Raw genomic sequence first — 22760 nt, 5'->3', positions numbered from 1 at the left:
CATGGACGAAGAACTCTACCAAGCATTCATCACCGAGAGCGAAGAGAGCATCACGCAGTTGAACAACTCCCTGCTGTCGCTGGAGTCGAACCCGGACGACACCGAGGCCATCGACGACATCTTCCGGCAGGCCCACACGCTGAAGGGGAACTTCGGTGCGATGGGATTCGACAACGCCGCGACGGTCGCCCACGCCGTCGAGGACCTCCTCGACGAGATTCGCCACGAGCGACTCGACGTGACGGCCGAGCGGATGGACCTCGTCTTCGACGGGATGGACCTCATCGTGGAGATTCTCCACGACATCGAGGAGAACGGCGAGTCCACCATCGACCCGACCGACACGGTCGAGGAGATTCGCGCCGCCGTCGAAGACGGAGGTGACGCGGGAAACTCGAACCCGGCGGCGTCTGACGAGGCCGACCGCGAGTCGGTCGACCTCGACTCTCTCGCCGCCGACTGCGTCGACACCGATGCGCTCGACGCGACCACGCTCACCCACGCCCACGTCGAACTCGACGCGGGCCAGATGAAGGGCGTCGACGCCGGCATCTTCCTCAGTAGCATCCCGGAGGAACTCGACGTGGTCGGCGCGAACCCGAACCGCGACGCCATCGAAGACGGCGAGTTCGGCGACGGCTTCGACCTGTTCGTCGCCGAGCGCGACGCCGCCGTCGTCGAAAGCGAACTCGACGGGCTCTGGAAGGTCTCGACGGTCGAGACGACCGACGTGTCCGACGCGCTCGCCGGCGGCGACGAGGCCGCGGACGCCGGCGACACTCCGGCGGCGGAGTCGGATATTGACGCCGAGGTTGACGCCCCGGCATCGGATGGCTCCGACCAGTCCGCTGACGCTGACGGCGCTGTCGACAGTGACAGCGACACGGCGTCCGACGCACCCAGCGTCGACGACGGGAGCGAAGGAGACGCCGACGAGGCCGAGTCGACCGAGAGCGACGAAGAACCGGAGTCCGGCACGGAGAAGAAAAAAGAGGCCCGCTCCATCTCCGCGGTCAAGTCCGTCCGCGTGGACGTCGACCAGCTCGACGAACTCCACGAACTCGTCGAGCAGTTGGTCACGAGCCGCATCAAGCTCAGAAACGCCATCGACGTGGGCCAGACGACCGCGCTCGACACGCTCGACGAACTGGACAAGATTTCGTCGAACCTCCAGAACACCGTGATGGACATGCGGCTCATCCCGCTGAAGAAGGTGTTCGACAAGTTCCCCCGACTGGTGCGCGACCTCGCCCGCGAGCAGGACAAGCGCGTCTCGTTCAAGGTCGAGGGCGCGGACATCGAACTCGACCGCACCATCCTCGACGAGATTTCCGACCCGCTGATGCACGTCCTCCGGAACGCCGTCGACCACGGCATCGAAGCACCCGACGTGCGCGAGGCAAACGGCAAGTCCCGCACGGGGACCATCAGACTCTCCGCGCGCCGCCAACACGACACCGTCATCGTGACCGTCGAGGACGACGGCGGCGGTATCAACGCCGACGCCGTCCGCGAGAAGGCCGTCGACAAGGGCGTGGCGACCCGCGAGGAGGTAACCCAGATGCCCGACAGCGAGGTGTACGACTACATCTTCCACCCCGGCTTTTCGACCAACGACGAAATCACGGACGTGTCCGGCCGCGGCGTCGGCATGGACGTGGTGAAGACGACCGTCGAATCGCTCGACGGCTCGGTGTCGGTCGAGAGCGAACCCGGCGAGGGAAGCACGTTCAACATCCGGCTGCCGGTGTCGGTCGCCATCATCAAGGTGCTTTTCGTGCAGGTCGAAGACCGCGAGTTCGGCGTCCCCATCAAGTACATCGACGAGATAAGCCGGCGCGACCGCGTCCAGACGGTCAGCGGCGCGGAGGTCATCGTCCACGAGGAGACTATCTTCCCGCTGATTCGGCTCCGCGAGGCGCTCGAAATCGACTCGCCCGAACCCGACGACGGCATGGTGGTCCGCATCCGTCCCGACGACAGACAGGTCGCGCTACACTGTGACGGCGTGACGAAACAGGAGGAGGTCGTCGTGACGCCCCTACAAGGACCGCTGTCGGGCGTCGGCGGGCTGTCGGGAACGGCCGTCATCGGCGACGGCAACGTCATTCCGATTCTGGACGTCTCGACGCTCGAACTCCCCGCCGACGGCCAGCAGGCGATGCGCGAGTTCGACCCGAGCCAGCTCCCCGACACCGCCGAGGAGGCGGCCGACTGATGCCCTCGTCGGCGACCGACGACCCGGCGTTCGGCCGGCTCTTGGACTACATCGAAGACTCCCTGCAGTTCCAGACGAGTTCGTACAACGACGCCTACCTCGACCGCCGAATCTCCGCGCGGATGCGGCGGCGACGTGTCGACGACTACGGGTCGTACCACAACCTCCTCACCGACGACGAGGAAGAACAGCAGGCGCTCCTCGACGCGCTGTCAGTCAACGTGACGAGCTTCTTCCGCAACCCCGAGGTGTGGGAGGCACTCCGCGAGGTGCTCCGCGACCTGAGTTCGCGGGGGAGCCGCCACGACCCCATCAAGATCTGGAGCGCGGCCTGCTCGGACGGCCGCGAGGCCTACTCGCTGGCGATGCTCGCCCACGACGACGACCGCGTCGACGAGCGCCGCATCGAAATCGTCGGCACGGACATCAAACGCGAGATTCTCCGCGCCGCCAGGGCGGGCGAGTACCGCGCCTCCGAGACCAACGACGTGGCCGAACAGCTCGACCCCATCGGCCGCTGGGAGCGCTTCGTCGACCGCGACGACGACACCTTCCGGGTGAAAGACGCAGTCACCGACATGGTCCGCTTCGAGCGACGCGACCTCATCCGCGAGGAGCCGCCGGGGACGTTCGACCTCGTCGTCTGTCGGAACCTGTTCATCTACATCAACGCCGAGTCGAAGCGGGCGGTCTTCGAGACGCTCGGCTCCGCGCTGAAGCCGGACGGGTACCTCACCATCGGCATGACAGAGACCATCCCGCCGACGTGTAGACAGCAGTTCGACCCCGTCGAGAAACGACTCCGCATCTACCGCGCGAGCGACGCCGCGGTCGGGAGGTGAGCGATGAAACCCGGTGAGCAAAAACTCGGAGACACCCGCGGGCGGTTCCTCCAAGTCATCAAGAACGGCCGGGAGATACACGACGTCGACTGGACGAGCGGCCGAATTCTGCTTTCGAACAGGCGGCTCATTCTCGCGGGGACGGGCGGCAAGCGGACGATTCAGCTCTCGAAGATACAGGAGTTCGGCGGCCGGTACGACGTGAACCAGCGCATCGCGACCGTCTCCGACTACTTCAGCGTCCACATCCCGTCGGGCGTCGTCCTGCTCGCGCCCGTCGACTACGACGAGTTCGAGACGGACTTCTTCGGGGCGCTCCTCAACACCGAGCAGTTCCTCGCGCGACATCCCGCAGTCGCCGGCGGCGTCGTCCAGAACACCGAGTGGGAAAAGTCCCGGCTCAAAGTCGAAGACGAGGCCGTGAGCATGGCGACCGTCGGCGGCAAGTTCGTCGAGGTCCGCCTCGACGACATCGGCGACGTGAAGACCGGCGAGCGAACCATCGTCGACAAACACCGGAGCGTCATCGAGGTCGAACACTCCGACGACGAGGGGACGAGCCTCCAGACGTACATCTCCGGCTCCGACCGCGCCGTCAGCTTCCTCTACACGCTCCTCCGCGAGGGCGAGGAGCTTTCCGAGACCTCTATCGAACTGAGCGAGACGGACAAACAGGTCCTCACGGCGCTGTACTCCGGCGTCTCCCCGTTCGACATCCCCAGCTTCCTCGGGCTCGACGTGGACGAGGTCGAGGAACTCTTCCAGCGGCTCATCGACCACAACGTCGTCGAGGAGATTCGCGTGCGCCACGAGGTGCAACTCAACGCCCGCGGCCGCAGCATCGCCTCCGACGCCATCAACGAACAGTAGTCAGCACTCGGTTTTTCCCGGGGAACTCGCCGGACGAGAGCGACGCGTCGCGCTCGTCAGTCGTCGCTCGCGCGCCGAGAGGCGCGTTCGAGTGCGATTCCGGCGAAGAGACCACCCAACCAGAGCCCGCCCAAGAGAACCATTCCCCGAACGCGCCCGCCGGGTTCGAGGTGCAGGCCGTACGCCGCGAGGATTGGTAAGAGGGCGCTCAAGACGCCGACTATCGTGTACCAGAAGTGGTCGTTCGGTCCGGACCACCGCCAGCGGTACGCGGGAAACGCGGCGTACCCGAAGCCGGCGATTGTGTACGTGAGAAGGAGAGCGACCCCAACCCAGACCGCACCGTGTCGGAAGCCGAATGAGTAGCTGACCGCGCTCCCGACTCCCAGACCGAAGAGCGACGAGGCCCACGTTCGCATAGAAACAGAATCAGTTGCACCGTTGATAGTTCTTCCCGGTCGCCGGTCGACTCCGGTTTCGGGAGAAACGCCCGCTCTCAGACGTTCACGTCTTCGATTTCTTCGTTGACGACGAACCGTCCCTGCGGCGTCAGCGAGGTCGGAAGCTCGTCGTCGCCGATGAGTTCCTCCTCGTGGAGCTTCTCCAGTTCCGCGTCGAGGACTTCCTCTTCGACGCCGAGGAGTTCGCTGAAGTCGACTTCCGCGGCCATCTCGCCGGCGGAGTACAGTCCGACGAGGACTTCGAGGCCCTGTTCCGTGACCTCGACGTTTCGGACGCCGGACTTTATCCAGTGGTAGACGAGCCGGAGGTAGCGCCCGAGGATGTTCATCTTCCGACGCGAGTCGAGCGTTATCTCGGAGGTGACCGTCTGACCCTGCTTGACGTGCTGGACCGAAAGCACCAGCCGCGTTTCGCCGTCGACGGTCCGCTCGAGCACCTCGAAGAAGATGACGCTCGCGAGGTCGATGTGGAACGGGTCGCCGTTCTCCGTGAGCGGGCCGTCGTCGTCGGGGAACGTGACGGCCTCGTAGTCGAGATGGAGGCCGGAGGGTTGTCGCTCCGTGTCGAGGACGCGCCCGCCGATGCGGGCCGGGTGGGTGACCTGCGCGCGCGAGCCGTTGAGCGCCGCGCGGAACAGCAACAGCGAGAACTTCTCGATGGTATCTCGGTCGCCGCCGATGACGGTCGTCCGGCGCTGGCGGCCGATAATGTAGCCGACCATCACCGTGTAGTCGAAGAACTCCTCGACCTCCGGGGGGACCTGCCCGACGGCGATGTCGAAGATGGAGGTGATGGGGATGACGGTCTTGGCCTTCGACGTGGCGAGGATAAGCCGGCGCTGGCTCATCAGGACGCGGCCCTTGACGGGCTCGAACGAGGCGTTGCCGCCGGCGACGAAGTTAGCGACGAAGTCGACGACGATGGACTCGCCGTCGCTGGTCTGTTTTTCCGTCTGTCTCTTCGAGCGCGCCCGCTCTTGTTCCTCGCGTTCGTCCGACGGTTCGGACTTCTTCCGGCGGTACGCCTGTAGGAGGTCGCTTTTCGCCACGTCGCCCCCCTCGGGCGCGCGGGAACGGGCCTCCTGTGGGGTCTGTTCGCCTGCCGCGTCTGGCATCGAATCTCGGGTCTGTTGTCCGTCTTCAGTCATATACTAATCAGCGCTCCTGCGAGCGACGAGGTGGCGACCGCCATCAGGGAGCCCACCCAGACGAGCATCACGAAGTGCAGGTAGGCGTTCGCCTTGTGTCCGCCGTCGACCATCCGAATCATGAGCGACGACAGGAGGGCGTTAAACAGGATGATGAGCGTCAGCATGTACTCGATGAAGGGCACGTCGTAGACGCCCGCGTAGATGAGCGTCCCGAACTGGAGGCTGTCGAGGTTCATCTGCGTCGAGAAGGACGCCAGAATCTCGACGACTTCCAGTCCGATGAAGAACGCGAACGACGCGGAGGCCGTGATGCCGTAGAGGACGCCGATGAGGGTGACCGTCGACTGCTTTCGCTGTCGGCGGAGCTTGATTATCTCGTTCATGTTACGGCTGATGAGTTCGCCGAGGAGCTTCGGTTTGCCACCCATCGACCGGCCGACGTTGTACATCTCGGAGAACTTCTGGACGAGATAGGAGTTCGTCTCCGCGGTGAAGAAGAACCACGACCGGTCGGGGTCGAGCCGCATCCGAAGCCGCGTGTACAGCCGCGATATCTCCCGCGAGAGGACGCCGAAGTCCTTCGTCTTGAGCGTCTTCAGGACGGCCGTGGTCGTGCTCTGTTTCGCCGTCTCGGACGCCCCGAGCGCGCGGATGAACCCGGGGTACTCCTCGTCGCGCTCGCCGATGCGTTTCTCGTGGCGGCGCGCGACGATGCCGGGGACCGCAAGCGGCGTCAGCGGCGTCGAGATGAGGAGCGGAATCGGGAGTTCCATCATGATGGGCCGGACCGTCTCACCGACGACGGTCAGGTTGAACGTGCCCAACGCGAGCACGAGGACCATCGTGATAGAGAGGCCGACCGCGCCGTACAGCGTGATGTCTATCTGCCGGTCCGCCTTCGTCCGGTACTCGCGCTGGTGGAACCACAGCGGGTCGTACGGCGACATCGTCCGGATGACGAAGTAGAACCCCAACTGCACGAAGACGAAGAGTACGATGACCGCGCCGATGGTCATCGTCGCGTCGGTCCCCGTCAGGATGGGGAGGACGATGGCGTTGATGATGGCGAAGGTCATCGACAGAATCATCGAGAGATAGAGGTCCTTCATGACCTCCAGGTTCCCGAGCGCGCTCTCGTAGACGGTGATGTACTTCTGAATCATCGCGTTCTGCTCGCCGAGGAGGAAGTCGTCGATGCTCTGGCCGGCGTTGATGGAGTACGCGAGCCTGTCGAGGAAGTCGGCGAGTGGCTTCGACGGGACCTCTCGGGCCCGGCGCTGACAGGCGTCGTCGAGCGACTGGTTCCACGCGTCGACGAGCTGGACGATGCGGTTCATCTCGGTCGCTAGCTCGCCGTACTCCTCCTCGCGCGCGAGCGTTCGAAACACGGCGACACGGTCGATGTTCGTCGTCGAGAGCACGGTCATGTGCGTGATGAGGAGGTGGAGTTGGTTCTCTAAGCTGCGGCGCGTCTGCTCGACGAGGAGCCGCGGGTAGAGGACGGCCCCGCCCAACAGCAACACGCCGAGGAGGAACACGGGGATGCGGACGAGAAGGGGAAGCGGGAGCGCGATGGCGCCGGCCAGAGAGAGCATGAAGAACACGATGGCGGGGCCGAGCACCGCGAGCAGGTACCGCGGCAGCGCCATCGGCATCTTCTCGTAGGACTCGATGATGTCGCTGATGAAGTCCCGAACCTGCACCGCCTGCATCGACGCGCTCTGTTCCCCTGCCATCTCGCTACACCCTCGCCATGTCGAACGGCAGTCCCTCGACGCCGTCGCGTTGGTAGTCCTCGATGAGTTCGTTCACCTCGTGGTAGCCGAGGACGTTCTCCTGAATCGCCCGGCGGACGAGTTCGGCGCGGAACTGGATGTCGTCGTATATCTTCCGCGTGTCGTCGTAACCGAGGAGCGTCGCGACCTTCTGTTCCATGATGAAGGAGTTGTTCATCCCCTGGAAGATGATCTCGTCTTGGACGGGGTCCCAGTAGAACGCCTCGCGGGTGACGACGCCGCCCATCTCCTTCGAGTAGCCCTCGATTTCCTGCACGCTCGTCACTCGGCGCAGGATGTCGTTGCCCCGGCGGACGCGGTTCTGGAACAGCGCGATGTCGCAGTTGTCCATGAACGTCTCGGGGACGTTGATGGGGTCGCCGGTGAAACGCTGAATCATCGAGACGATGTCGGACGCGTGGAACGTGAGCATCACCGGGTGGCCGGTCTGGGCCGCCTGGAACGCCATGCGCCCCTCCTCGCCACGGACCTCCCCCACGATGATGTAGTCGGGGCGAGAGCGGAGCGCGGCCGCGACGAGGTCGAACATGTCGACTTCGGAGTCGGAGCCGCGGCCCTCGCGGGTGAGGAGCTGCTGCCACGTGTCGTGCGGCGGGAGCACCTCGGCGGTGTCCTCCGCGGTGTAAATCTTCGAGTCCTGCGGGATGAACGAGAGGATGGCGTTGAGCGTCGTCGTCTTCCCCGATGCCGTCTCGCCGACCACGAAGATGGTTCGCTCGTTCTCCAGCGCGATCCAGAGGTACGCGGCCAGTTCGGGCGAGAGCGTCCCCCACTTGGCGATTTGGAACACCGAAAGCGGCACGTCGTCGCCCTGACGGATGGTGAGCGACGACCCCTTCAGCGACACGTCGTCGGAGTAGATGATGTTGATACGCGAGCCGTCGGGGAGCGTGGAGTCCACGATGGGGTGGGCGTCGGAGACGGGGTCGCCGATGCGTTCGCCCATGTTGCGGAGCCAGTTATCGAACTGCTCCGTGCTGTCGAACTCGACGCTCGTCTCCAGCAGGCCGAACGTCCCGTGGTCGACGTCGACCTGGCTGGGGCCGATGACGTGAATGTCCTCGTTCTCCGGGTCGCGCATGATGGGTTCGAGCGGCCCGAGGCCGACGATGTCGCGGACGAGTCGGTACTGTATCTTGTCGTAGGTCGTCTGGGAGACCTCGATGCCGGCCACGTCGAGCCGCTTGGCAACCGAGCCGAGCGGCCCGCGGTCGTCGCCCTCGATGTGGACGATTTCGGAGAGCAACTCCTCGATGCGCTCTTCGTAGTCGGCGCTTTCTTCGGGCGCCGGCTTCGAGACGCTGCGTTCGAGCAGTTTGTCCTTGACCCGGCCGAACACCTCGAGTTCGTCGTCGTCCATCTCGGGTTCGATGGTGTAGTACTTCGTCGTCTCGCCGAAGTTGCCGTACACCTGGCAGAACACGGGGCCGCCCAGCGGGTAGATGATGTTCGGACGCCGGGACTCGTAGTCGCCCGGCTCGTCGACGAGCATCGGAAACTCGCCGGTGATCTGTCGGAACCGCTTGAGGTGGTCCCGCAGGTGCGGCCACTGCATCGCGAGGCGCTTGAGGTCGTCCGACAGCCTGGCGGAGCCGTGTTCGCTCGCCATCTACGCCACGCTCCTCGATTCGATGACGAGCCCGATTCCCGACCGGACCGAGAAGCCGACGCGGTCGCCGACCTGCTGGCCCATCCCCGCGAAGCGCTTCACGAAGATGTTCCGTCGGACGTCGTTTCCGACCTCCACCATCTCCAGTTCGAAGTAGACGTCGGCGATAGAGCGGAACGGACCGATAGACCCCTCGTCGACCGACGACGGGTCGACGGTGATGATGATGGTCTTGCCCTTCGTCGTCAGCTCGCGGAAAAACGAGATGATTTCGAGGGCGGCCTGCCGCTCGTCGTTCTGCCGGACCAGCGCCTCGAACTGCGGGTCGTTGCGCAGGATGGCGTCGAACGTGTCGATGATGATGACGTCGGCGTCCCAGAGTGTCTCGGCGTCCATCAGCCGCCGGAGGAGCTGCTTGCGCTCCTTCTGGCTGCTGCCGCCAGAGAGCGCGCCACTGCTGTCGATTTCGGCCTGGAGGAACAGGATTCGCTCGTCGAGCAGATGCTTGACGATGTCGTACGAAAGCGAGTGCATCTGGTCGAGGAAGCCGCGGACGCCCAGTTCGGTCGAGACGAGCGTCACCACCGTTTCCTCGTCGCAGAAGCCGTAGCTGAATCGCTGCGACAGCACGCTTTTTCCGGCGCCGTAGTCCCCTTCGATGAGGACGATTGCACCCTTGGGGATGCCGCCGCCGAGTTCCTTTTCGAGACGGTCGTGCCCGGATAGCCCGAGAGAGAATTGACTGCTCATGATACGCGGAATTCGAACACCTCTTCGTCACCGTCGACGACGACGGTCATCCGGTAGTCGCCCGAGCTCAACGCGATGTCCGTCACCGTGAGTTCGATGACGTTGCTCGGCCGCCACTCGGTGCCGTCGACGACGTTCACCGTGACGTTGGTCTGGTACTGTCCACCGACGATGATATCGAAGCCGCCGCTGGTCGCCGGGAGCGTCCTGAGGCCGGTGTTCTTGACGTATATCGAGAGGTTGTCGTTCGCACCGTCGTAGACGCCCGCCTGCGGGTCGCTTATCACTTCGATGTCGGTTCTGATCTCCGTGCTCACGTCGCCGCCGCGCTCGTCGAGCGAACTGCTGATGCCGGTCACGGTGTCGATGAGGACGCCCGAGACGCCGGCGGCGACGACGATACTGGCGATGAACAGGATGAGGCTCGGAACGGAGATGTCTGCCATTTAGTTCACCGCCCCCGTGGCGGCGACGCCGCTTCCGGTAACCACTTTCACGCGTGCGGGCGTGGGGTCGGCGTCGACGACGAGACTGAGATTCTCGCCGGCGTACCAGAGGTCGGTTCCGGCGTCGCCGTCGACGGTCGCGTTGGCCGCCGGCACGTCGACGTAGGTGTTGTCGACGAGCAAGGTGGTCTCGCTGACCGAGAGCGTCTCCGAGCCGGCGTTCGTCAGGTTCACCGTGAGGCTCTCGTTGCCCGCGTCGTAGGTCGCGTTCGTGACGGCGATGTCCGTGTTCGTCCGTTCGAGGGCCCGCTCCGCGTCGGCGTCCTGCGCTTCGAGCACGTTCTCCGACGCGTTCGACGTCGCTGTGTACAGCGTCCCCGTGGCCACGAGGACGCCGAGGAAGATGACGGCGGTCGAGCCACTAACACCGAATCCCATCGAATCTCCTCCCGTAGGCGACTAACTCCTCGTACAGTTGGCCCCGCGGGACGTCCTCCGCGAGTCGGCAGACGTACGCGAGACTCGTCTGGTGGTCGTCGATGCGGAGTTCGCCCCCGTCGGCGTCAGCGACCGACGGCGAAATCTGTCCGACGTGGGCGTTCAGTTCGCTCTCGACGGCGCGCGATATCCAGTCCTGCTCCCGATACTGGCGGAGCGCGCGCGACGCGCCGAGCGCGCCGCCGACCGCGACGAGGTGTTCGACCCACTCGAGGACGAGTACTTCGGAGACGTAGTTCGACGGGAGAGCCGCCAAGTAGGCGTCGGACTCCTCGACCGCCGCGGACGGCTCGGGTTCGGTGGCCGCGTCGTCCTCGTCGTCGGCCGAAAGCTCGTCTTTGGCCATCGCCGCGGTGGCGTACTCCGCCTCTAGCTCGTCGAGCGTCTTGCGGACGTCACCGTCGGCGTCTTCGACCTCGGGTTCGGACGGTTCGTCGCTCGGGTCGTCGGCCTCGTTGGCGACCGCTTCGAACTCGTCTTCGATGCCGTCGACCGGCTCGTCTTCGAACCCGTCTTCGAGGTCGACCGCCGCGTCGGCGAGGTCCGTTTCGGCGTCGTCAGCCTCCGCTTCGTCCGTCTCTGCTTCGTCCGCCTCCGCTTCGTCCGCCTCCGCTTCGTCTTCTTCGTCCCAGCCGCCGCCCTCCTCGTACTGCTCTTTGAGGTCGTCGAAACTCGCGCCGCCCGCGGCACCCGAGTCGTCGGCCTCGGCAGCATCTTCGTCGCCGTCGCCGTCGTCGAGGGCGTCCGCGGGACTCTCGCGTTCCGCTTCCACGAGTTCGTCTTCCGCGGCGAGTTCCGCTTCCTTCGCGCCCTCCTCGGCGTCGAGTTCGCCGAAGTCGTCGTCGAAGAACGACTCTGCATCGGCGTTCGCCACGTCTGGGTCGAGGTGCTCTTCGTCCTCGGCCTCCGCCTCGAAGAGGCCGAACGACCCACCCCCGCCGTCGAGGCCGCCCATCTCGCGGGCGTCGTCGACGAACGGGTTGATGCCGCGGGTGACCATCTCGTAGATGTCGAGTAGTTTGCGAATCGTGTCGTCGAGCTCTTCGACGGTCTCACCGATCTGTTTGTTCTCTTCGCGGACGGTGTTCATCCCCGACGAGATGGCGCTTACTTCGTTCTCGAGTTCGCCGACGCGATCTTCGAGCTCTGCGAGTTCCTCGCTGTTGTCGTCGTCGAATCCGCCGAAATCGTCATCGTCGAATCCGTCGTCGAGGTCGTCGCCGAAGTCACCAAACTCGTCGGAGAGGTCGTCTATCCCCTCCTCGAATCCAAGTCCATCGTCTGATGACATGTGTTGTTCTTCCGTCTCCGTTTTGTCCCCGGCGTCAGCCGTGTCTTCGTCGTTCTGCCACTCCATCATGCTCGCAGCGAGCACCTCGGTACCGTTTGCGGGGCGCTTCGTTCGAGCGACGGCCTGTCACCCGGCCGAGCGGCGGACCGGCCGGGGCGGTCCGACGGACTCGGGGGAGCAGGTAACATTGGTGCAAGGTACGTAAGTCGGTACAAGAAAGTTCCCGTCCCGTTATCAGTAGCGATATTTTAGACGTTCGGAATTTTCGCCCGTCAAGTATGTAATAAAAGTCAGACGGCGCCGTAGCGGCGGTAAGAAGAATTATCCGGCGTCGGCACGGACGTTCTTCCGACAGCCAACACACGTTCCAACACAATCATGACAGAACTAGTCAAGACCGGTGTCGAAGGACTCGATTCCATCCTGAACGGCGGTATCGTCAAGAACGCCGCGGTGCTCATCAGCGGAAACCCGGGGACGGGAAAGAGTATCCTCGGCCTCCAGTACCTCTACAACGGCGTCGACCAGTTCGACGAGGGCGGCCTGTATCTCACCTTCGAGGAGACCGAAGACGACATCCGCGAGGCGGCCGAGTCCATCGGCTTCGACCGCTGGCACGAGTACGTCGAGTCCGGAGATATCAAGGTTTACGACAAGCGGACGCTCCTCCGCGACGGTGACTTCTCGACGACGCTCGACCGCATCCTCGGCGACCTCCAGGACACCAACTACGACCGACTCGTCCTCGACTCGCTGACGATGTTCCAGCTGTTTTTCGACGACGAGAAAGAACAGCGCCAGTACCTCCTGAAGTTCATCGACATCCTGAAGGACAGCGGCCTCACCTCGCTTCTGACCACCGAGCAGTCGGCCATCTTCCCCGAGACCGACATCGGCCTCGAGAACTTCCTGACCGACGGGAACATCTACCTCATCCAGAGCCCCGCGGGCGCGACGAGCAACCGCTACGTCTGGGTGGCGAAGATGCGCAAGCAGAGTATCAAGAACTCGATGTTCCCGCTGGAAATCGCACAGGGCGGCATCAAGATATACGAGCAGGCGGCCGGGTTCTCTATGGTCGGCGAATCCCCGCCGTGGTTCGGCGAAGAGACCGAATAACGCGCGGGCTCGGCGGCGAGCGACCGGTCCCGACGGTTCTTTTTCTGTCTTCGCCGAATCGACTGTTCTGACGGCCCCGAACGCGGAGCGCGCGCCGCGCTCGTCCACTTCGCTCGGGGTCATGTCGCTGCGGACGTCTCGCTTCGCCTCGCCTCTCTGGCCGTCTCGACTCGGCCGTGATAGTCGTCTCCCAAGCGAGTGTCGTCGATGCCGGCGGCCGAGAGCGTTGCCGTCTAGTCCAGTGCTCCTGTGTGCGCGGTGTACTACGGACACACGACAGCGCCGCCGCTCGACGGCTGAGGTGGATAAAATGAACGGAAAGCGTGAAGTCGGGTTACAGTTCGACTGGTTCGCCCTGCGTCTTGCCCGCGAGCTGCTGGGGCATCGTCAGGATGACCTGCGTCGTGCCACCCGTGCGGGAAGTGATTTCGAGGGTGACCTGCTCGCCCGTCGAGAGGCCGCCGACGAGGTCGGTCTCGTCAGCGTTGCTGTCCTCGATGGCGGCGGTGTCGATCTTGACCTCGTAGCGGTCGTTCATGCTGTTGAGGACACCGAACGAACTGTCGTCGTCGGTGACCTCGGTGAGACCGAACTCATCGGCGTCGGGGTTCGGTTCCGTCCCGTCGCCGTCGTACTGCGTCTGGTTAGTCAGAGTCTCGACGCTGTCGCCGCTGAGGTACTTAATCGAGGTCTCGTTCATGTCCACCGCGTCCGAGCCGGCCGCCAGACGAACGGTGAGCGTGATGTTGTCGATGTCCGCCTCTCCGCCGACCGTTCCGTGCGTGTTGAGGACTTCGACGCGGTTGGTGACCTTGTTCACGGACTGCTCACCGGCGTCTTCGGCAGTCGCCTGCAGGAAGCCGGCCGTGTTCACGAGGACGCCCGCCGCGATTGCAGCGACCAGAACCATCGCGATGAAGACGATGAGGGTCCCGATACCGACCTGACCGCGGTCGTCGTCAGTAATTTTGTTAAACATATGAATCTCCTTAGAGCGCGATCGGGTCGTTGTCGTCCTTACCCGCGAGCTGCTGGGGCATCGTCAGGATGACCTGCGTCGTGCCACCGTTGCGGCTGGTGATGTCGAGCTTGACCGTCTGGCCCGTCGCCGTTCCGTTGGCGGAGGTGCCTTCGACCGTCGAGGTGTTGATGACGATCTCAGCGCGGTCGGACTGCTCGTTGAGGACCTCGAACGAACCGTCACTGTCCTCGAGGACGCCCGCGGTGAAGTTGTTCCCCGTCGTCAGGTTAGCGGGGTCTGCGGTGTCAGCGTTGTTGACGGTGTCGTTGTAGGTGAGCGTCCGCGCGGTCGTCTCACTCAGGTACTTGACCGTCGTATCTTCGAGAGAGACACTTCCGGAACCGGCCGCGAGGCGGACGGTCAGGAAGACCTGGTCGACCGTGCGTTCCTCACCGGACTGGTTGACCAGCCCGTGCGCGTTCACGACGTCGACGCGGTTGGTGACCTTGTTCACAGATTGCTGTCCAGCGTCCTCGGCGGTAGCTTGCAGGAAGCCAGCCGTATTCACGAGGACGCCCGCCGCGATTGCGGCGACCAGAACCATCGCAATGAAGACGATGAGGGTCCCGATACCGACCTGACCCCGGTCTTCTTTGATGTTTTCGAACATGGGTTTCGTGGGTTTGGTCCCACACTCAGCAGGGAGCGGGGAACCGTCACTCGTCAACTTGGAGAGGTGCTACATAACGCTACGGCCCTCAATATCAAGATTGATATCATGCGGCCGGTACGTCGATAAGTAAACTTCTTCGCACGCTCACGCGAGACGCTAGTCGACACTTACCTCAGGAAATATAAGAAAAGAGTCCGGAGCCGGAGCGGTTCAGTCCTGCGTAATCTTCCGCCACACGTCGTCGAGTTTGTTCTTCACCTCCGGGCGCTCGGTGACGCTGACCGTGTAGTCGTCGGCCTCGAACCGGACGACGATTTCGTCGACTTCGCGGCGGTAAACGTTCGTCCGTCGGTGCTCGTCGGAGAGAACCCGGTCGTGAAGTTCGAGGAGGCCCGCCGCCGTCAGTTCCTCGATTCGGCGATAACAGGTCGCGATGGGGATATCCAGCATCTCGCTGAACTCCTGTGCCGAGTGCGGTTCGTCCGCGGCACGGAGGATGTCAGGGTTGTATTCGTTCCCCAGTGCGGAAAGGGTCCTGTCAGACTCCATAGATGGAAATTTATCGGAACGCACCGCTTGTCAATGTGTTGGTTGTCTCTCTGCCACGTTCTCAGTCATAGTAGTGAGTCTGTCACGCTCGGTGACGATGGGATTATATGCCACGACACCGAGCATTCGCCGATGGACGACGAGGACGAACGTCCTCCCAATCACCCGCGGGAACAGGGTGTCGTCGGGGCGGACGAACTGGATATCAGCCGCGACGAGCACGTCGCGGCGCTCGACACGGGCCGGTACGTCATCTCGACGGGAGAAAACAGGCCGCCCGCGCCGGTCGACGGCGGGGACAGTGACGGGGACGGTGACGACCGCCGACCGCCCGGCACGGACGGAACGACCCAGTCCGACTCCGAGCCGACCGGCGAGCGAGGAGAGAGCGACCGGAACACCGGCGCTCCCGAACTCGTCCTCCCGAAAGACCCGAAAAAACGGGCCGTGCTCGCCCGCCGACTGCTCGCAGAGCGCGTCGGAGCAGTCACCGCGGACCACGCGCTCGTCACCACTGCGCTCGTCGATGGCGAGGTAACCCGTCACGAGACCGTCTCCGACGACGTGACCGAGGTCGTCAACTCGTTTCTCTCGTGGTACGCCGACGCTGTCGGCAGCCCCGACACGCCGCCCGACGAGGTGCTCGGCATCCTGCTTTTAGCCTCGGAGGTACAGGTCACCTATCCCGGTCGGGCCGTCGAGGCGCTCGCGACCGCGAACGGACTCGACCGCGACGACAGTATCGGTGACCTCCTCGACGCCGTCGAAGAGGCCGGCGCTTCGTTCCCGCCGCGTCGACGATGATGCGACGGTGACAGGTTCCGGTTCGAGCATCGGAGCTCCCGAATCTTCGGTCGACACGATGTGACGCGGGCGAATCGCCCGTCCAATACCGTATCATCCTTGATAATGGGGAGGAAGGGTTTATGGTGTGATTTTCGGAAATCTGGAGGTATGGCAAGCAAGGTACTGGTCGTGGACGATTCTGCGTTCATGCGGAACCTCCTCAAACAGCTCCTCGAGGGTGAACACGAAGTCGTCGGCGAGGCCGAAAACGGGGTCGAAGCGGTGGAACTCTACCGCGAACTCGAACCCGATGTCGTCACGATGGACGTCGTGATGCCGATTCGAAACGGCATCGAAGCGACGTCCGAAATCAAGTCGCTCGACGCCGGCGCATCGGTCATCATGTGCACGTCGGTCGGACAGGAAGAGAAGATGCGCGAAGCGGTCGAAGCGGGGGCAGACGGCTACATCACGAAACCGTTCCAGAAGCCGAACGTGCTCCAGGCTATCGCCGACGTGATTCAGGCAGAGGCATGAATCTCGACGTCCGGTCGCTTCGCACGTTCAGTCGGCTCGCCCACTCGGGCGCGGAGAAAGCCGCGGGTTCGCTGACCACACTCGCCGGCATCGACACGTACGTCAACGTCACCAAGGTGGAGCTCGGGACGAAGGCGGACGTCGAAAACGAGTTCGCCGAACGCGACCTCGTGAGCGTCCACATCGGCTTTTCGGGCGGGTTGGACGGTCACACCGTGTTGGCGTTCTCGCCGGAGTCCGCAGAGCGCTTGGTCGACGCGCTGATGCCGGGTATCGACGCCACCGACGCCGAGGGTGAACTCGCCGAGAGTAGCCTGAAGGAGGTTGCGAACATCATGCTCGGCGGCTTCATCGACGGCTGGGCCGACTACCTCGACACCACCGTCGACATCACGACGCCGACCTACGTCGACGACGAAAACGACGGCCCGCTCGACCACGTCGACGCCGAGGGATTCGAGAACGGCGGCGACGACGAGCACGTCCTCGTCTTCCGTAACCAGTTGGAGGCCGCGGACAACGCCATCGAGTTCGACCTGTACATGGTTCCGACCGCCTCGTCCATCGGGACCATCGTCGAGGCGAGCGGCGAGGACGGCGCGCTCCCGGTCGAGTCGTTCGCCGCCTTCTCCGAGATGATAAACGACGGCGCGAACCAGGCCTCGGAAGACATCACGGCGATGACGGGCATCGACACGACCGTCGAGGTGAGCCGGCTGAGCTTCGTCCCCATCGAGGGCGTCCCCATGTCGTTGACCGACGCGGTCCGCCGCGGCGTCGTGTTGGAGTTCAGCGGGACGCCGAGCGGTTACATCGCCATCCTCTTCGACGAGCCGTCGGCCGAGAACATCGCGAGTAGCCTCCTGCCGGGCATGGAAGGCGACGAGGCGATGCGCCAGAGCGCGATTCAAGAGATTGGCAACATCACCACCTCTGGCTTCCTCGACGGCTGGGCCAACGCGCTCGAGACGACTATCGACATCTCGCCGCCGAAGCACGTCCACGACATCGGGTCGGCCATCATCGACCCGCTCGCGACCGACCTCGCGCAGTCTCAGGAGTACGCGTTCCTCATCGATTCGACCATCCGGACGGACGACGACGAGTTTACCTGCGACATCTACGCGCTCCCCGACGAGACGGAGCTGCGCAAGGCGCTCAAGCAACTCTCGCCCGCCGCGTGAACCCTCCGTAGAGGCACCCAGTAATGCAAGTATACACCACGGACACGCCCGCGGCTCGCTCCGGTCGAATCAAGGTCGGAATCGCCGATTACGCCGTCTCCGGCGACGAGAGCACGCTGACCACGAGCGGTCTCGGCTCCTGTATCGGCGTCGCGTTGTACGACCCCGAGACCGGCGTCTCCGGTCTCGCACACGCGATGCTTCCGGAGGCGGACGACGGCAGCGAGCCGGCGAAGTTCGTCGACACCGGCATCGAACTCCTGCTCTCGGAGATGCGAGCCGCCGGCGCGGACATCGACCGCGTCGTCGCGAAAATCGCCGGGGGAAGCACCATGTTCGACTTCACCTCGGCCGACGGCGACGGCAGTATCGGCGATAGAAACGTCGCCGCGACGCGAACGACGCTCGACGGGTTCGGCATCGACGTCGTCGCCGAAGACGTCGGTGGCTCCCACGGCCGCTCGTTGGAGCTCGACAGCCAGACCGGCGACCTCCGCGTTCGGAGCGCGAAGAGCGGCAACCACGTTCTCTGAGGGCGTCACCGGCCGAAGTTCGGCTTCGACGACCGTCTCTCCTGTCTCTCGTCCGTCTCAACTGCGTCGAGCGCCGCCCGCGAGCAGGGAACCGAAAACGGCTGACGCGTGAGAACCGACCGAAGCCGGTTCGACCCCGCACCAGAGGTATCAGTTCTGATAGCGCCTCGAATAGATTTATGTCGCCTCCTTCGAATGCTTTCACCGAAACGGTACGATATCGCGTGTGACACCGCGGACAGCGCTCCGCGCTCTCCGCCGCCCTGAGTCGGGGGACTCGGGGGGAGTCGTGCCGTCCCCAACAAGGTGACCTATGTACTTGGACCCGGACGAATACGACCCAGACGAACTTCGACGTATCGCGCGTGACGCCCCACGGCCCAGACGGAACGGTGACGGCCGATTCGACGACAGCCGATTCGACGACAGCCGATTCGACGACGGCAGATTCGATGACGCCCGGTTCGACGACCGGAGTCCGTTCCGGTTCGACAACCCGCTTTTCGACCGGAGCCGACAGGAGGCGTCCGAAGCCCTCCGGTCGAGCCAGCTCGAACACCTGCTCGTCCACCAGTCTCGCGACGAGGAAGACGGCGTCGAAAAGCCGTACCTCCGCTCGCTTCCGGACAAGTACGGCGCGGAACGCGTCGTCTTCGACTGGCTCGAGTTCCTCGTCCTCAAGGGCGGGTTCAAGCGGGCGATGGACGCCCTCCGGTACTACCAGACGGTCGACTGGGTCACGCCCGGCGTCGAGGAGACGCTCCGGGACTACCTCCTCGGGTTCTCCGCTGACGTCGACGAACCGACCGACCTCGACGTCGACGACCACCTGCTGAGTCTGGTCTACGTCGCACGTCTCTCCTCGATGGTGTGACGCCGACCGACGGGTCTCGAATACGGTCTCTCCTTCCGACAACCGAGTGTATACCATGACTGCGCGAACCACCCGCCCGCCGAGTCCGAACCGAGTTGATACCGCATGACGAACGACGCAGCCGCCGCTAACGACGCTGGTGTGGCGTCCGAGTCCGACGAGACCGACGTGCCGACGGCCGTCGGCGTCAAGTTCGGGAGCGCCCGGACGGCGCTCGCCTTCGACGACGGCGACGCGGCGAGGACGGTTCACCTCCCCTCGTGCCTGACCGACGGCGAAGACGCGCTCGCCGGCGACGAGGGCGTCCACGACGGCGGAGAGACAGTCCGGGAGTCCTCCGAGCGAGTCGAGTTCATGCTCCGCTCGGGCGTGCCGGCGACCGCCCGCGACGCCGAGTCATTCGAGCGGTTTGTCCGCGAACTCTGCGCGCGACACGACCTCTCCGCCGAGAGCGCCGTCGTGTACGCGATGCCGACCGTCGACGACGATATCGGTCTCGCGAACTTCGGCACCGCGGTCGGCGAGTGCGGCATCGGTGAGGCGCTCGCGCGAGGCTTCCCCGAATCGCTGTGCGCGTCGATTCCGGCGCTCGGCGACGGAATCGAGGCGGTCGACGAGGTCTTCATCGCTCTCAACCTCGGTGCGACGAACCTCGAAGCGTGCGCGTACCGACGCGGAGAGCGGTTGCTCCCGTTCGTCTCCGCGGAGGCGTCCGGCGACCGCGTCGACCGGCGCATCGCCGAGGCGGTCGAAGCCGAGGCGGGCGGGCGAGTGACGATTGACCCCGCCACCGCCCGCGGGTACAAGGAGACCCACGCCGACTTCGGCGGGTTCGACCCCTTCACCGACGCGGTCGAACGCGGGGACGAGGGCGCACACGAGTTCACCGTCGAACGGGGTGTGATGGAGCCGTTGGACGAGTATCTCGACGACGTGGTCGCCGAGCTCTGCGATTTCTTCTCGCGACTGGCGAGCTCGCACATGAAAACCTATCAGCTCGCTCGCGCACGCCCGCTCGTCGTCTCCGGCGGGATGGCGTGCATTCCCGGACTGGTTGAGGAACTCGAAGCGCGTCTCGCCGCGGAGCTCGACCGCCCGGTGAACGTGGTCGTCCCCGACGACCCGGTGACCGCCGCGGCCGAGGGCGCACACAGACTCGCGGTACGGCTCCGCGACGCGGCCTGAACGCTCGGCTCTCGGGTCTCTCGTTTTCTGTTCGACTCACCCAGTCGCTGCGTAACTCAGTCCGTCTCCGACTCGGTCGCCACCGTTCCGCCGTCGCCGACGGAGACCGCTCGGTCGGCGCTCCGGAGGCCGACGATTGCGACGGTCCCCCTGGGGTCGTTCTCCGCGAACCGGAGCCGACCGTTCGAGCGGTCGATTATCCACTGGACCAACCAGAGCCCGAGCCCGCTGATGTGTTGGAGCGGCGTCTCGGTCCCCGATTCGAGGACGGAGAGCTCGGCGTCGGGGACGCCCGGCCCGTTGTCGGCGATTCGAATCTCCACGTAGTCGGTCGAGGTCGCCCTTCGCTCGACCGTGACGCCGACTTCCGGAATGACGCGGTCGTTGTGTTCGAGCGCGTTGTCGATGAGGTGTTTGATGGCCGATTCGATGAGGTCGTCCGCGGAGACCCACATCTCGTCGGGGAGGCTCCGGTGGACGATGGCCTCGGGGTAATCGGACTCGATGTCGTCCAACTGCGCCTCGATGCGCCCGACGACCTCGACGGGTTCGATTCCGGACGACCCGCGGGTCAGTGTCGTGTCGATGTGGCGAGTCTGCTCGCCGAGTTCGACCAGCGACGACGCCTTCCGCTTTATCGTTCGAGCGTGGTCTTTCGACTCGGCGGGGATGCGCTCGTCGAGGAGGAGGTCCGCGTGGCCGAGGATGACGTTCATGTCGTTTCTGAGGTCGTGTCGAAGGACGCGATTCAGCACCCGGAGACGCTGTTCGTAGCGATGGCGACTGGTCACGTCCCGCGAGTTCAACACGACGCCGTCGACGGCGGGGTCGTCGAGGAGGTTCACACCGACCGTCTCGAACCGCCGCCACACGCCGTTCTTGTGGCGGATTCTGAACTCCGAGCGCACGGGAGAGTCGCCGGCTATCACCTCGTCGAGGCAGCCGGCGACCCGGTCTCTGTCTTCGGGGTGGACGAGGTCGAGCACCGACTCGCCGACGAGCGCGTCGGTCTGATAGCCGAGCACCTCGGTCATCGAGGGGCTCGTGTAGGTCCGTTCGCCGTCCTCGTTGAGGACGGTGATGACGTCCCGGGAGTTCTCGATGAGCGCGCGGAACTCCTCTTCGGTGTGCCGGCGCTCCGTCACGTCGTAGAAGACGAGCAAGAGTGCGCGGTCGTGCGTCTGGTCGCCGACCGTCTCGGAACGGACCTCGAAGTAACGGCAGGTGCCTCCGTCCTCGACGACCGCCTCAGCCCTGTCTCGACCCTCCAGAACCGTCCGGACCTCGGCCGGAACGCGAACGCTTTCGAGGACCGGCTCACCGATGCACTCGTCGACCGGCCGCTCTAGTAGCTCCGAGGCGGCACCGTTCGATTCGACGATTCGGTCCTGTTCGTCGAGGACGACGACTGCGTCGCGCATCTCCGAGAGAATCGCGTCGCGGGCGATGGGTGTGATGTCGAACAGCTGGTGTCTGAAGAGCGCCCAGAGCACGACGACCGAGCTGACGCCGATAGAGAGGGGAACCGGGTTGATTCGAATCGGGAAAAAGAACTCACCGGCGAGTGCGGCGAGAGGTATGAGACCGGCGACGACGAGGAACCCGGCCTGTCGTCGATGGATGCTCGAACTCCGGAGGTACGTCTTTCCGATGACGGTCAGCCCGGTGAGGGCGACGCCGGAGCCGTAAATCACGTGGACGACGAAGAGGAGCTCCGGACCGGGCGGGACGAGAAGGTGCAGACCGGCTCCTCCGGTGTTGTCCGGTGCGGTGGCCGCCCAGAGGTCGAGCGAGGACCCGAGGAGTCCGTGAGAGTGGTTCGTCAGCGCGAGGGCGATTGCGACGGCGGGCTCGACGGCGAGGAAGCCGACCATCTGGGTGGTGAGCAGTTGGTCCTCGCCGGCGTAGACGAGGGCGAAGATGAGCCATATCGTGGGGAGCACGGCCGCGCCGGCCCACGCCAGATACGCGTAGAACAACTCGGCACCCGGCGTCGTCGCGAGAAAGGCGAAGCCGTACGCGGTGGCCCAGATACTTCCGGAGAGCGTCAGGAGCGCGAACGGGAGGCGGACCCGCCGAGAGTAGAGTCGGAACCGACCGAGGACGACGAGCGTCACGACCCCCGCGAGGATGCCCGCGGCGAACAGCGCGTACGCGTACGGGAACTGCCCGACGCTGGTCATGAGTTGGTCGTGGTGCGCATCTGTGAGCCTCTGGAACTGTTCTTTCCGACGAGTGTCACATCGGAGCGATATCAAACGTGTATCCGTTTCTGAACTTAAGCGGTTCGCCCTCTTTATCAACGCTGATACTTAGTTCCGGTTGAGAGACAAGCGGCCGGTTCGAGGGGCTCTTACGCCTCAATAAGGTCTCATTCACCGAATGGTCGGTTACATTATCAGAGATAACATCACAAGGAATGCTGAC

The 22760-nt window shown here is 64.4% G+C and carries 22 protein-coding genes; 10 read left to right on the top strand and 12 right to left on the bottom strand.

Going from position 1 to position 22760, the window contains the following annotated elements:
- Position 1: 1 nt before the first annotated feature.
- The 3 genes from C5B91_RS04625 to C5B91_RS04615 are packed head-to-tail and all read left to right on the top strand — an operon-like array spanning position 2 to position 3930.
- The gene (locus C5B91_RS04625) at positions 2 to 2218 is read left to right on the top strand and encodes a chemotaxis protein CheA (protein WP_115819150.1); all 2217 of its coding nucleotides are present in this window, start codon (positions 2 to 4) and stop codon (positions 2216 to 2218) included.
- Positions 2218 to 3060 (top strand): protein-glutamate O-methyltransferase CheR, encoded by an 843-nt coding sequence (locus tag C5B91_RS04620; RefSeq protein WP_008092928.1) that lies wholly within the window; start codon positions 2218 to 2220, stop codon positions 3058 to 3060. The genes C5B91_RS04625 and C5B91_RS04620 overlap by 1 nt, the downstream gene beginning before the upstream one ends.
- A 3-nt stretch (positions 3061 to 3063) precedes the next feature.
- Complete coding sequence (locus C5B91_RS04615) at positions 3064 to 3930, top strand: CheF family chemotaxis protein (RefSeq protein WP_008092927.1); 867 nt, start codon at positions 3064 to 3066, stop codon at positions 3928 to 3930.
- Between the two features lie 56 nt (positions 3931 to 3986).
- Here the strand turns inward: C5B91_RS04615 and C5B91_RS04610 are convergent, their stop codons facing one another.
- The 8 genes from C5B91_RS04610 to C5B91_RS04575 all read right to left on the bottom strand — a co-directional run bounded on the left by C5B91_RS04610 (position 3987) and on the right by C5B91_RS04575 (position 12016).
- A complete protein-coding gene (locus C5B91_RS04610; protein WP_008092926.1) occupies positions 3987 to 4349 on the bottom strand; it encodes a hypothetical protein in 363 nt (120 codons plus the stop codon).
- Positions 4350 to 4426: 77 nt separating this feature from the next.
- On the bottom strand, positions 4427 to 5440 hold the full coding sequence (locus C5B91_RS04605; protein WP_181950712.1) for a CheF family chemotaxis protein: 1014 nt from the start codon (positions 5438 to 5440) through the stop codon (positions 4427 to 4429).
- A 95-nt stretch (positions 5441 to 5535) separates the two neighbouring features.
- Positions 5536 to 7278, bottom strand: coding sequence for an archaellar assembly protein FlaJ (gene flaJ, locus C5B91_RS04600; protein ID WP_004977356.1), 1743 nt, complete (start codon positions 7276 to 7278; stop codon positions 5536 to 5538).
- A 4-nt stretch (positions 7279 to 7282) separates the two neighbouring features.
- Positions 7283 to 8947: a type II/IV secretion system ATPase subunit gene (locus tag C5B91_RS04595; protein ID WP_004977357.1), complete on the bottom strand. Its 1665-nt coding sequence runs from the start codon at positions 8945 to 8947 to the stop codon at positions 7283 to 7285.
- The gene (locus tag C5B91_RS04590; protein WP_004970800.1) at positions 8948 to 9697 is read right to left on the bottom strand and encodes an ATPase domain-containing protein; all 750 of its coding nucleotides are present in this window, start codon (positions 9695 to 9697) and stop codon (positions 8948 to 8950) included.
- On the bottom strand, positions 9694 to 10143 hold the full coding sequence (locus C5B91_RS04585; protein WP_004977358.1) for a CARDB domain-containing protein: 450 nt from the start codon (positions 10141 to 10143) through the stop codon (positions 9694 to 9696). The genes C5B91_RS04590 and C5B91_RS04585 overlap by 4 nt, the downstream gene beginning before the upstream one ends.
- Positions 10144 to 10581: a fla cluster protein FlaF gene (locus tag C5B91_RS04580; protein WP_008092920.1), complete on the bottom strand. Its 438-nt coding sequence runs from the start codon at positions 10579 to 10581 to the stop codon at positions 10144 to 10146.
- The gene (locus C5B91_RS04575) at positions 10565 to 12016 is read right to left on the bottom strand and encodes a flagella accessory protein C (protein ID WP_199514393.1); all 1452 of its coding nucleotides are present in this window, start codon (positions 12014 to 12016) and stop codon (positions 10565 to 10567) included. The genes C5B91_RS04580 and C5B91_RS04575 overlap by 17 nt, the downstream gene beginning before the upstream one ends.
- A gap of 294 nt (positions 12017 to 12310) precedes the next feature.
- Here C5B91_RS04575 and C5B91_RS04570 point away from each other — a divergent pair, with 294 nt between their 5' ends.
- Positions 12311 to 13051 carry an ATPase domain-containing protein gene (locus C5B91_RS04570; protein WP_004977361.1) on the top strand — a complete coding sequence of 247 codons (741 nt, stop codon included), beginning with the start codon at positions 12311 to 12313 and terminating at the stop codon, positions 13049 to 13051.
- Between the two features lie 334 nt (positions 13052 to 13385).
- On the opposite strand, the gene flgA2 is transcribed toward C5B91_RS04570, so the two are convergent.
- The 3 genes from flgA2 to C5B91_RS04555 all read right to left on the bottom strand — a co-directional run bounded on the left by flgA2 (position 13386) and on the right by C5B91_RS04555 (position 15234).
- Positions 13386 to 14030: a flagellin A2 gene (gene flgA2 / locus C5B91_RS04565; protein ID WP_049968363.1), complete on the bottom strand. Its 645-nt coding sequence runs from the start codon at positions 14028 to 14030 to the stop codon at positions 13386 to 13388.
- Between the two features lie 10 nt (positions 14031 to 14040).
- A complete protein-coding gene (gene flgA1 / locus C5B91_RS04560) occupies positions 14041 to 14682 on the bottom strand; it encodes a flagellin A1 (RefSeq protein WP_008092915.1) in 642 nt (213 codons plus the stop codon).
- A 213-nt stretch (positions 14683 to 14895) separates the two neighbouring features.
- Positions 14896 to 15234: a helix-turn-helix domain-containing protein gene (locus C5B91_RS04555; protein ID WP_008092913.1), complete on the bottom strand. Its 339-nt coding sequence runs from the start codon at positions 15232 to 15234 to the stop codon at positions 14896 to 14898.
- A gap of 132 nt (positions 15235 to 15366) precedes the next feature.
- Between C5B91_RS04555 and C5B91_RS04550 the strand changes: the two genes are divergently transcribed.
- The 6 genes from C5B91_RS04550 (at position 15367) to C5B91_RS04525 (ending at position 20333) form a co-directional block, all read left to right on the top strand.
- Positions 15367 to 16038 carry a hypothetical protein gene (locus C5B91_RS04550; protein WP_049968362.1) on the top strand — a complete coding sequence of 224 codons (672 nt, stop codon included), beginning with the start codon at positions 15367 to 15369 and terminating at the stop codon, positions 16036 to 16038.
- Positions 16039 to 16188: 150 nt separating this feature from the next.
- Entirely contained in the window at positions 16189 to 16557 is a 369-nt protein-coding gene (gene cheY, locus C5B91_RS04545) for a chemotaxis protein CheY (RefSeq protein ID WP_004043735.1), read from the top strand.
- Positions 16554 to 17741 carry a chemotaxis protein CheC gene (locus C5B91_RS04540; protein ID WP_049968361.1) on the top strand — a complete coding sequence of 396 codons (1188 nt, stop codon included), beginning with the start codon at positions 16554 to 16556 and terminating at the stop codon, positions 17739 to 17741. Before cheY ends, C5B91_RS04540 begins: the two co-directional genes overlap by 4 nt.
- 23 nt (positions 17742 to 17764) lie before the next feature.
- Positions 17765 to 18274, top strand: coding sequence for a chemotaxis protein CheD (locus C5B91_RS04535; RefSeq protein WP_004977367.1), 510 nt, complete (start codon positions 17765 to 17767; stop codon positions 18272 to 18274).
- A 313-nt stretch (positions 18275 to 18587) separates the two neighbouring features.
- Positions 18588 to 19148, top strand: coding sequence for a FlaD/FlaE family flagellar protein (locus C5B91_RS04530; RefSeq protein WP_049968360.1), 561 nt, complete (start codon positions 18588 to 18590; stop codon positions 19146 to 19148).
- Between the two features lie 105 nt (positions 19149 to 19253).
- On the top strand, positions 19254 to 20333 hold the full coding sequence (locus C5B91_RS04525) for a hypothetical protein (protein ID WP_115819149.1): 1080 nt from the start codon (positions 19254 to 19256) through the stop codon (positions 20331 to 20333).
- A gap of 56 nt (positions 20334 to 20389) precedes the next feature.
- Here C5B91_RS04525 and C5B91_RS04520 read toward each other — a convergent pair whose 3' ends face one another.
- Complete coding sequence (locus tag C5B91_RS04520) at positions 20390 to 22516, bottom strand: histidine kinase N-terminal 7TM domain-containing protein (RefSeq protein WP_115819148.1); 2127 nt, start codon at positions 22514 to 22516, stop codon at positions 20390 to 20392.
- Positions 22517 to 22760 lie beyond the last annotated feature (244 nt).

Origin of the sequence: Haloferax sp. Atlit-10N, from assembly GCF_003586325.1 — an archaeon.
Taxonomy (GTDB): Archaea; Halobacteriota; Halobacteria; order Halobacteriales; family Haloferacaceae; genus Haloferax; species Haloferax prahovense.
Note: the sequence above shows the minus strand (reverse complement) of the source record. Positions and strands in the feature narration are given on the sequence as shown.

What these genes read in the sequence shown, in the direction of transcription:
- C5B91_RS04625 (WP_115819150.1), top strand. Translation starts at nt 2, where the DNA reads ATGGACGAAGAACTCTACCAAGCATTCATCACCGAGAGCGAAGAGAGC.
- C5B91_RS04620 (WP_008092928.1), top strand. Translation starts at nt 2,218, where the DNA reads ATGCCCTCGTCGGCGACCGACGACCCGGCGTTCGGCCGGCTCTTGGAC.
- C5B91_RS04615 (WP_008092927.1), top strand. Translation starts at nt 3,064, where the DNA reads ATGAAACCCGGTGAGCAAAAACTCGGAGACACCCGCGGGCGGTTCCTC.
- C5B91_RS04610 (WP_008092926.1), bottom strand. Translation starts at nt 4,349, where the DNA reads ATGCGAACGTGGGCCTCGTCGCTCTTCGGTCTGGGAGTCGGGAGCGCG.
- flaJ (WP_004977356.1), bottom strand. Translation starts at nt 7,278, where the DNA reads ATGGCAGGGGAACAGAGCGCGTCGATGCAGGCGGTGCAGGTTCGGGAC.
- C5B91_RS04595 (WP_004977357.1), bottom strand. Translation starts at nt 8,947, where the DNA reads ATGGCGAGCGAACACGGCTCCGCCAGGCTGTCGGACGACCTCAAGCGC.
- C5B91_RS04590 (WP_004970800.1), bottom strand. Translation starts at nt 9,697, where the DNA reads ATGAGCAGTCAATTCTCTCTCGGGCTATCCGGGCACGACCGTCTCGAA.
- C5B91_RS04585 (WP_004977358.1), bottom strand. Translation starts at nt 10,143, where the DNA reads ATGGCAGACATCTCCGTTCCGAGCCTCATCCTGTTCATCGCCAGTATC.
- C5B91_RS04580 (WP_008092920.1), bottom strand. Translation starts at nt 10,581, where the DNA reads ATGGGATTCGGTGTTAGTGGCTCGACCGCCGTCATCTTCCTCGGCGTC.
- C5B91_RS04570 (WP_004977361.1), top strand. Translation starts at nt 12,311, where the DNA reads ATGACAGAACTAGTCAAGACCGGTGTCGAAGGACTCGATTCCATCCTG.
- flgA2 (WP_049968363.1), bottom strand. Translation starts at nt 14,030, where the DNA reads ATGTTTAACAAAATTACTGACGACGACCGCGGTCAGGTCGGTATCGGG.
- flgA1 (WP_008092915.1), bottom strand. Translation starts at nt 14,682, where the DNA reads ATGTTCGAAAACATCAAAGAAGACCGGGGTCAGGTCGGTATCGGGACC.
- C5B91_RS04555 (WP_008092913.1), bottom strand. Translation starts at nt 15,234, where the DNA reads ATGGAGTCTGACAGGACCCTTTCCGCACTGGGGAACGAATACAACCCT.
- C5B91_RS04550 (WP_049968362.1), top strand. Translation starts at nt 15,367, where the DNA reads ATGGACGACGAGGACGAACGTCCTCCCAATCACCCGCGGGAACAGGGT.
- cheY (WP_004043735.1), top strand. Translation starts at nt 16,189, where the DNA reads ATGGCAAGCAAGGTACTGGTCGTGGACGATTCTGCGTTCATGCGGAAC.
- C5B91_RS04540 (WP_049968361.1), top strand. Translation starts at nt 16,554, where the DNA reads ATGAATCTCGACGTCCGGTCGCTTCGCACGTTCAGTCGGCTCGCCCAC.
- C5B91_RS04535 (WP_004977367.1), top strand. Translation starts at nt 17,765, where the DNA reads ATGCAAGTATACACCACGGACACGCCCGCGGCTCGCTCCGGTCGAATC.
- C5B91_RS04530 (WP_049968360.1), top strand. Translation starts at nt 18,588, where the DNA reads ATGTACTTGGACCCGGACGAATACGACCCAGACGAACTTCGACGTATC.
- C5B91_RS04525 (WP_115819149.1), top strand. Translation starts at nt 19,254, where the DNA reads ATGACGAACGACGCAGCCGCCGCTAACGACGCTGGTGTGGCGTCCGAG.
- C5B91_RS04520 (WP_115819148.1), bottom strand. Translation starts at nt 22,516, where the DNA reads ATGACCAGCGTCGGGCAGTTCCCGTACGCGTACGCGCTGTTCGCCGCG.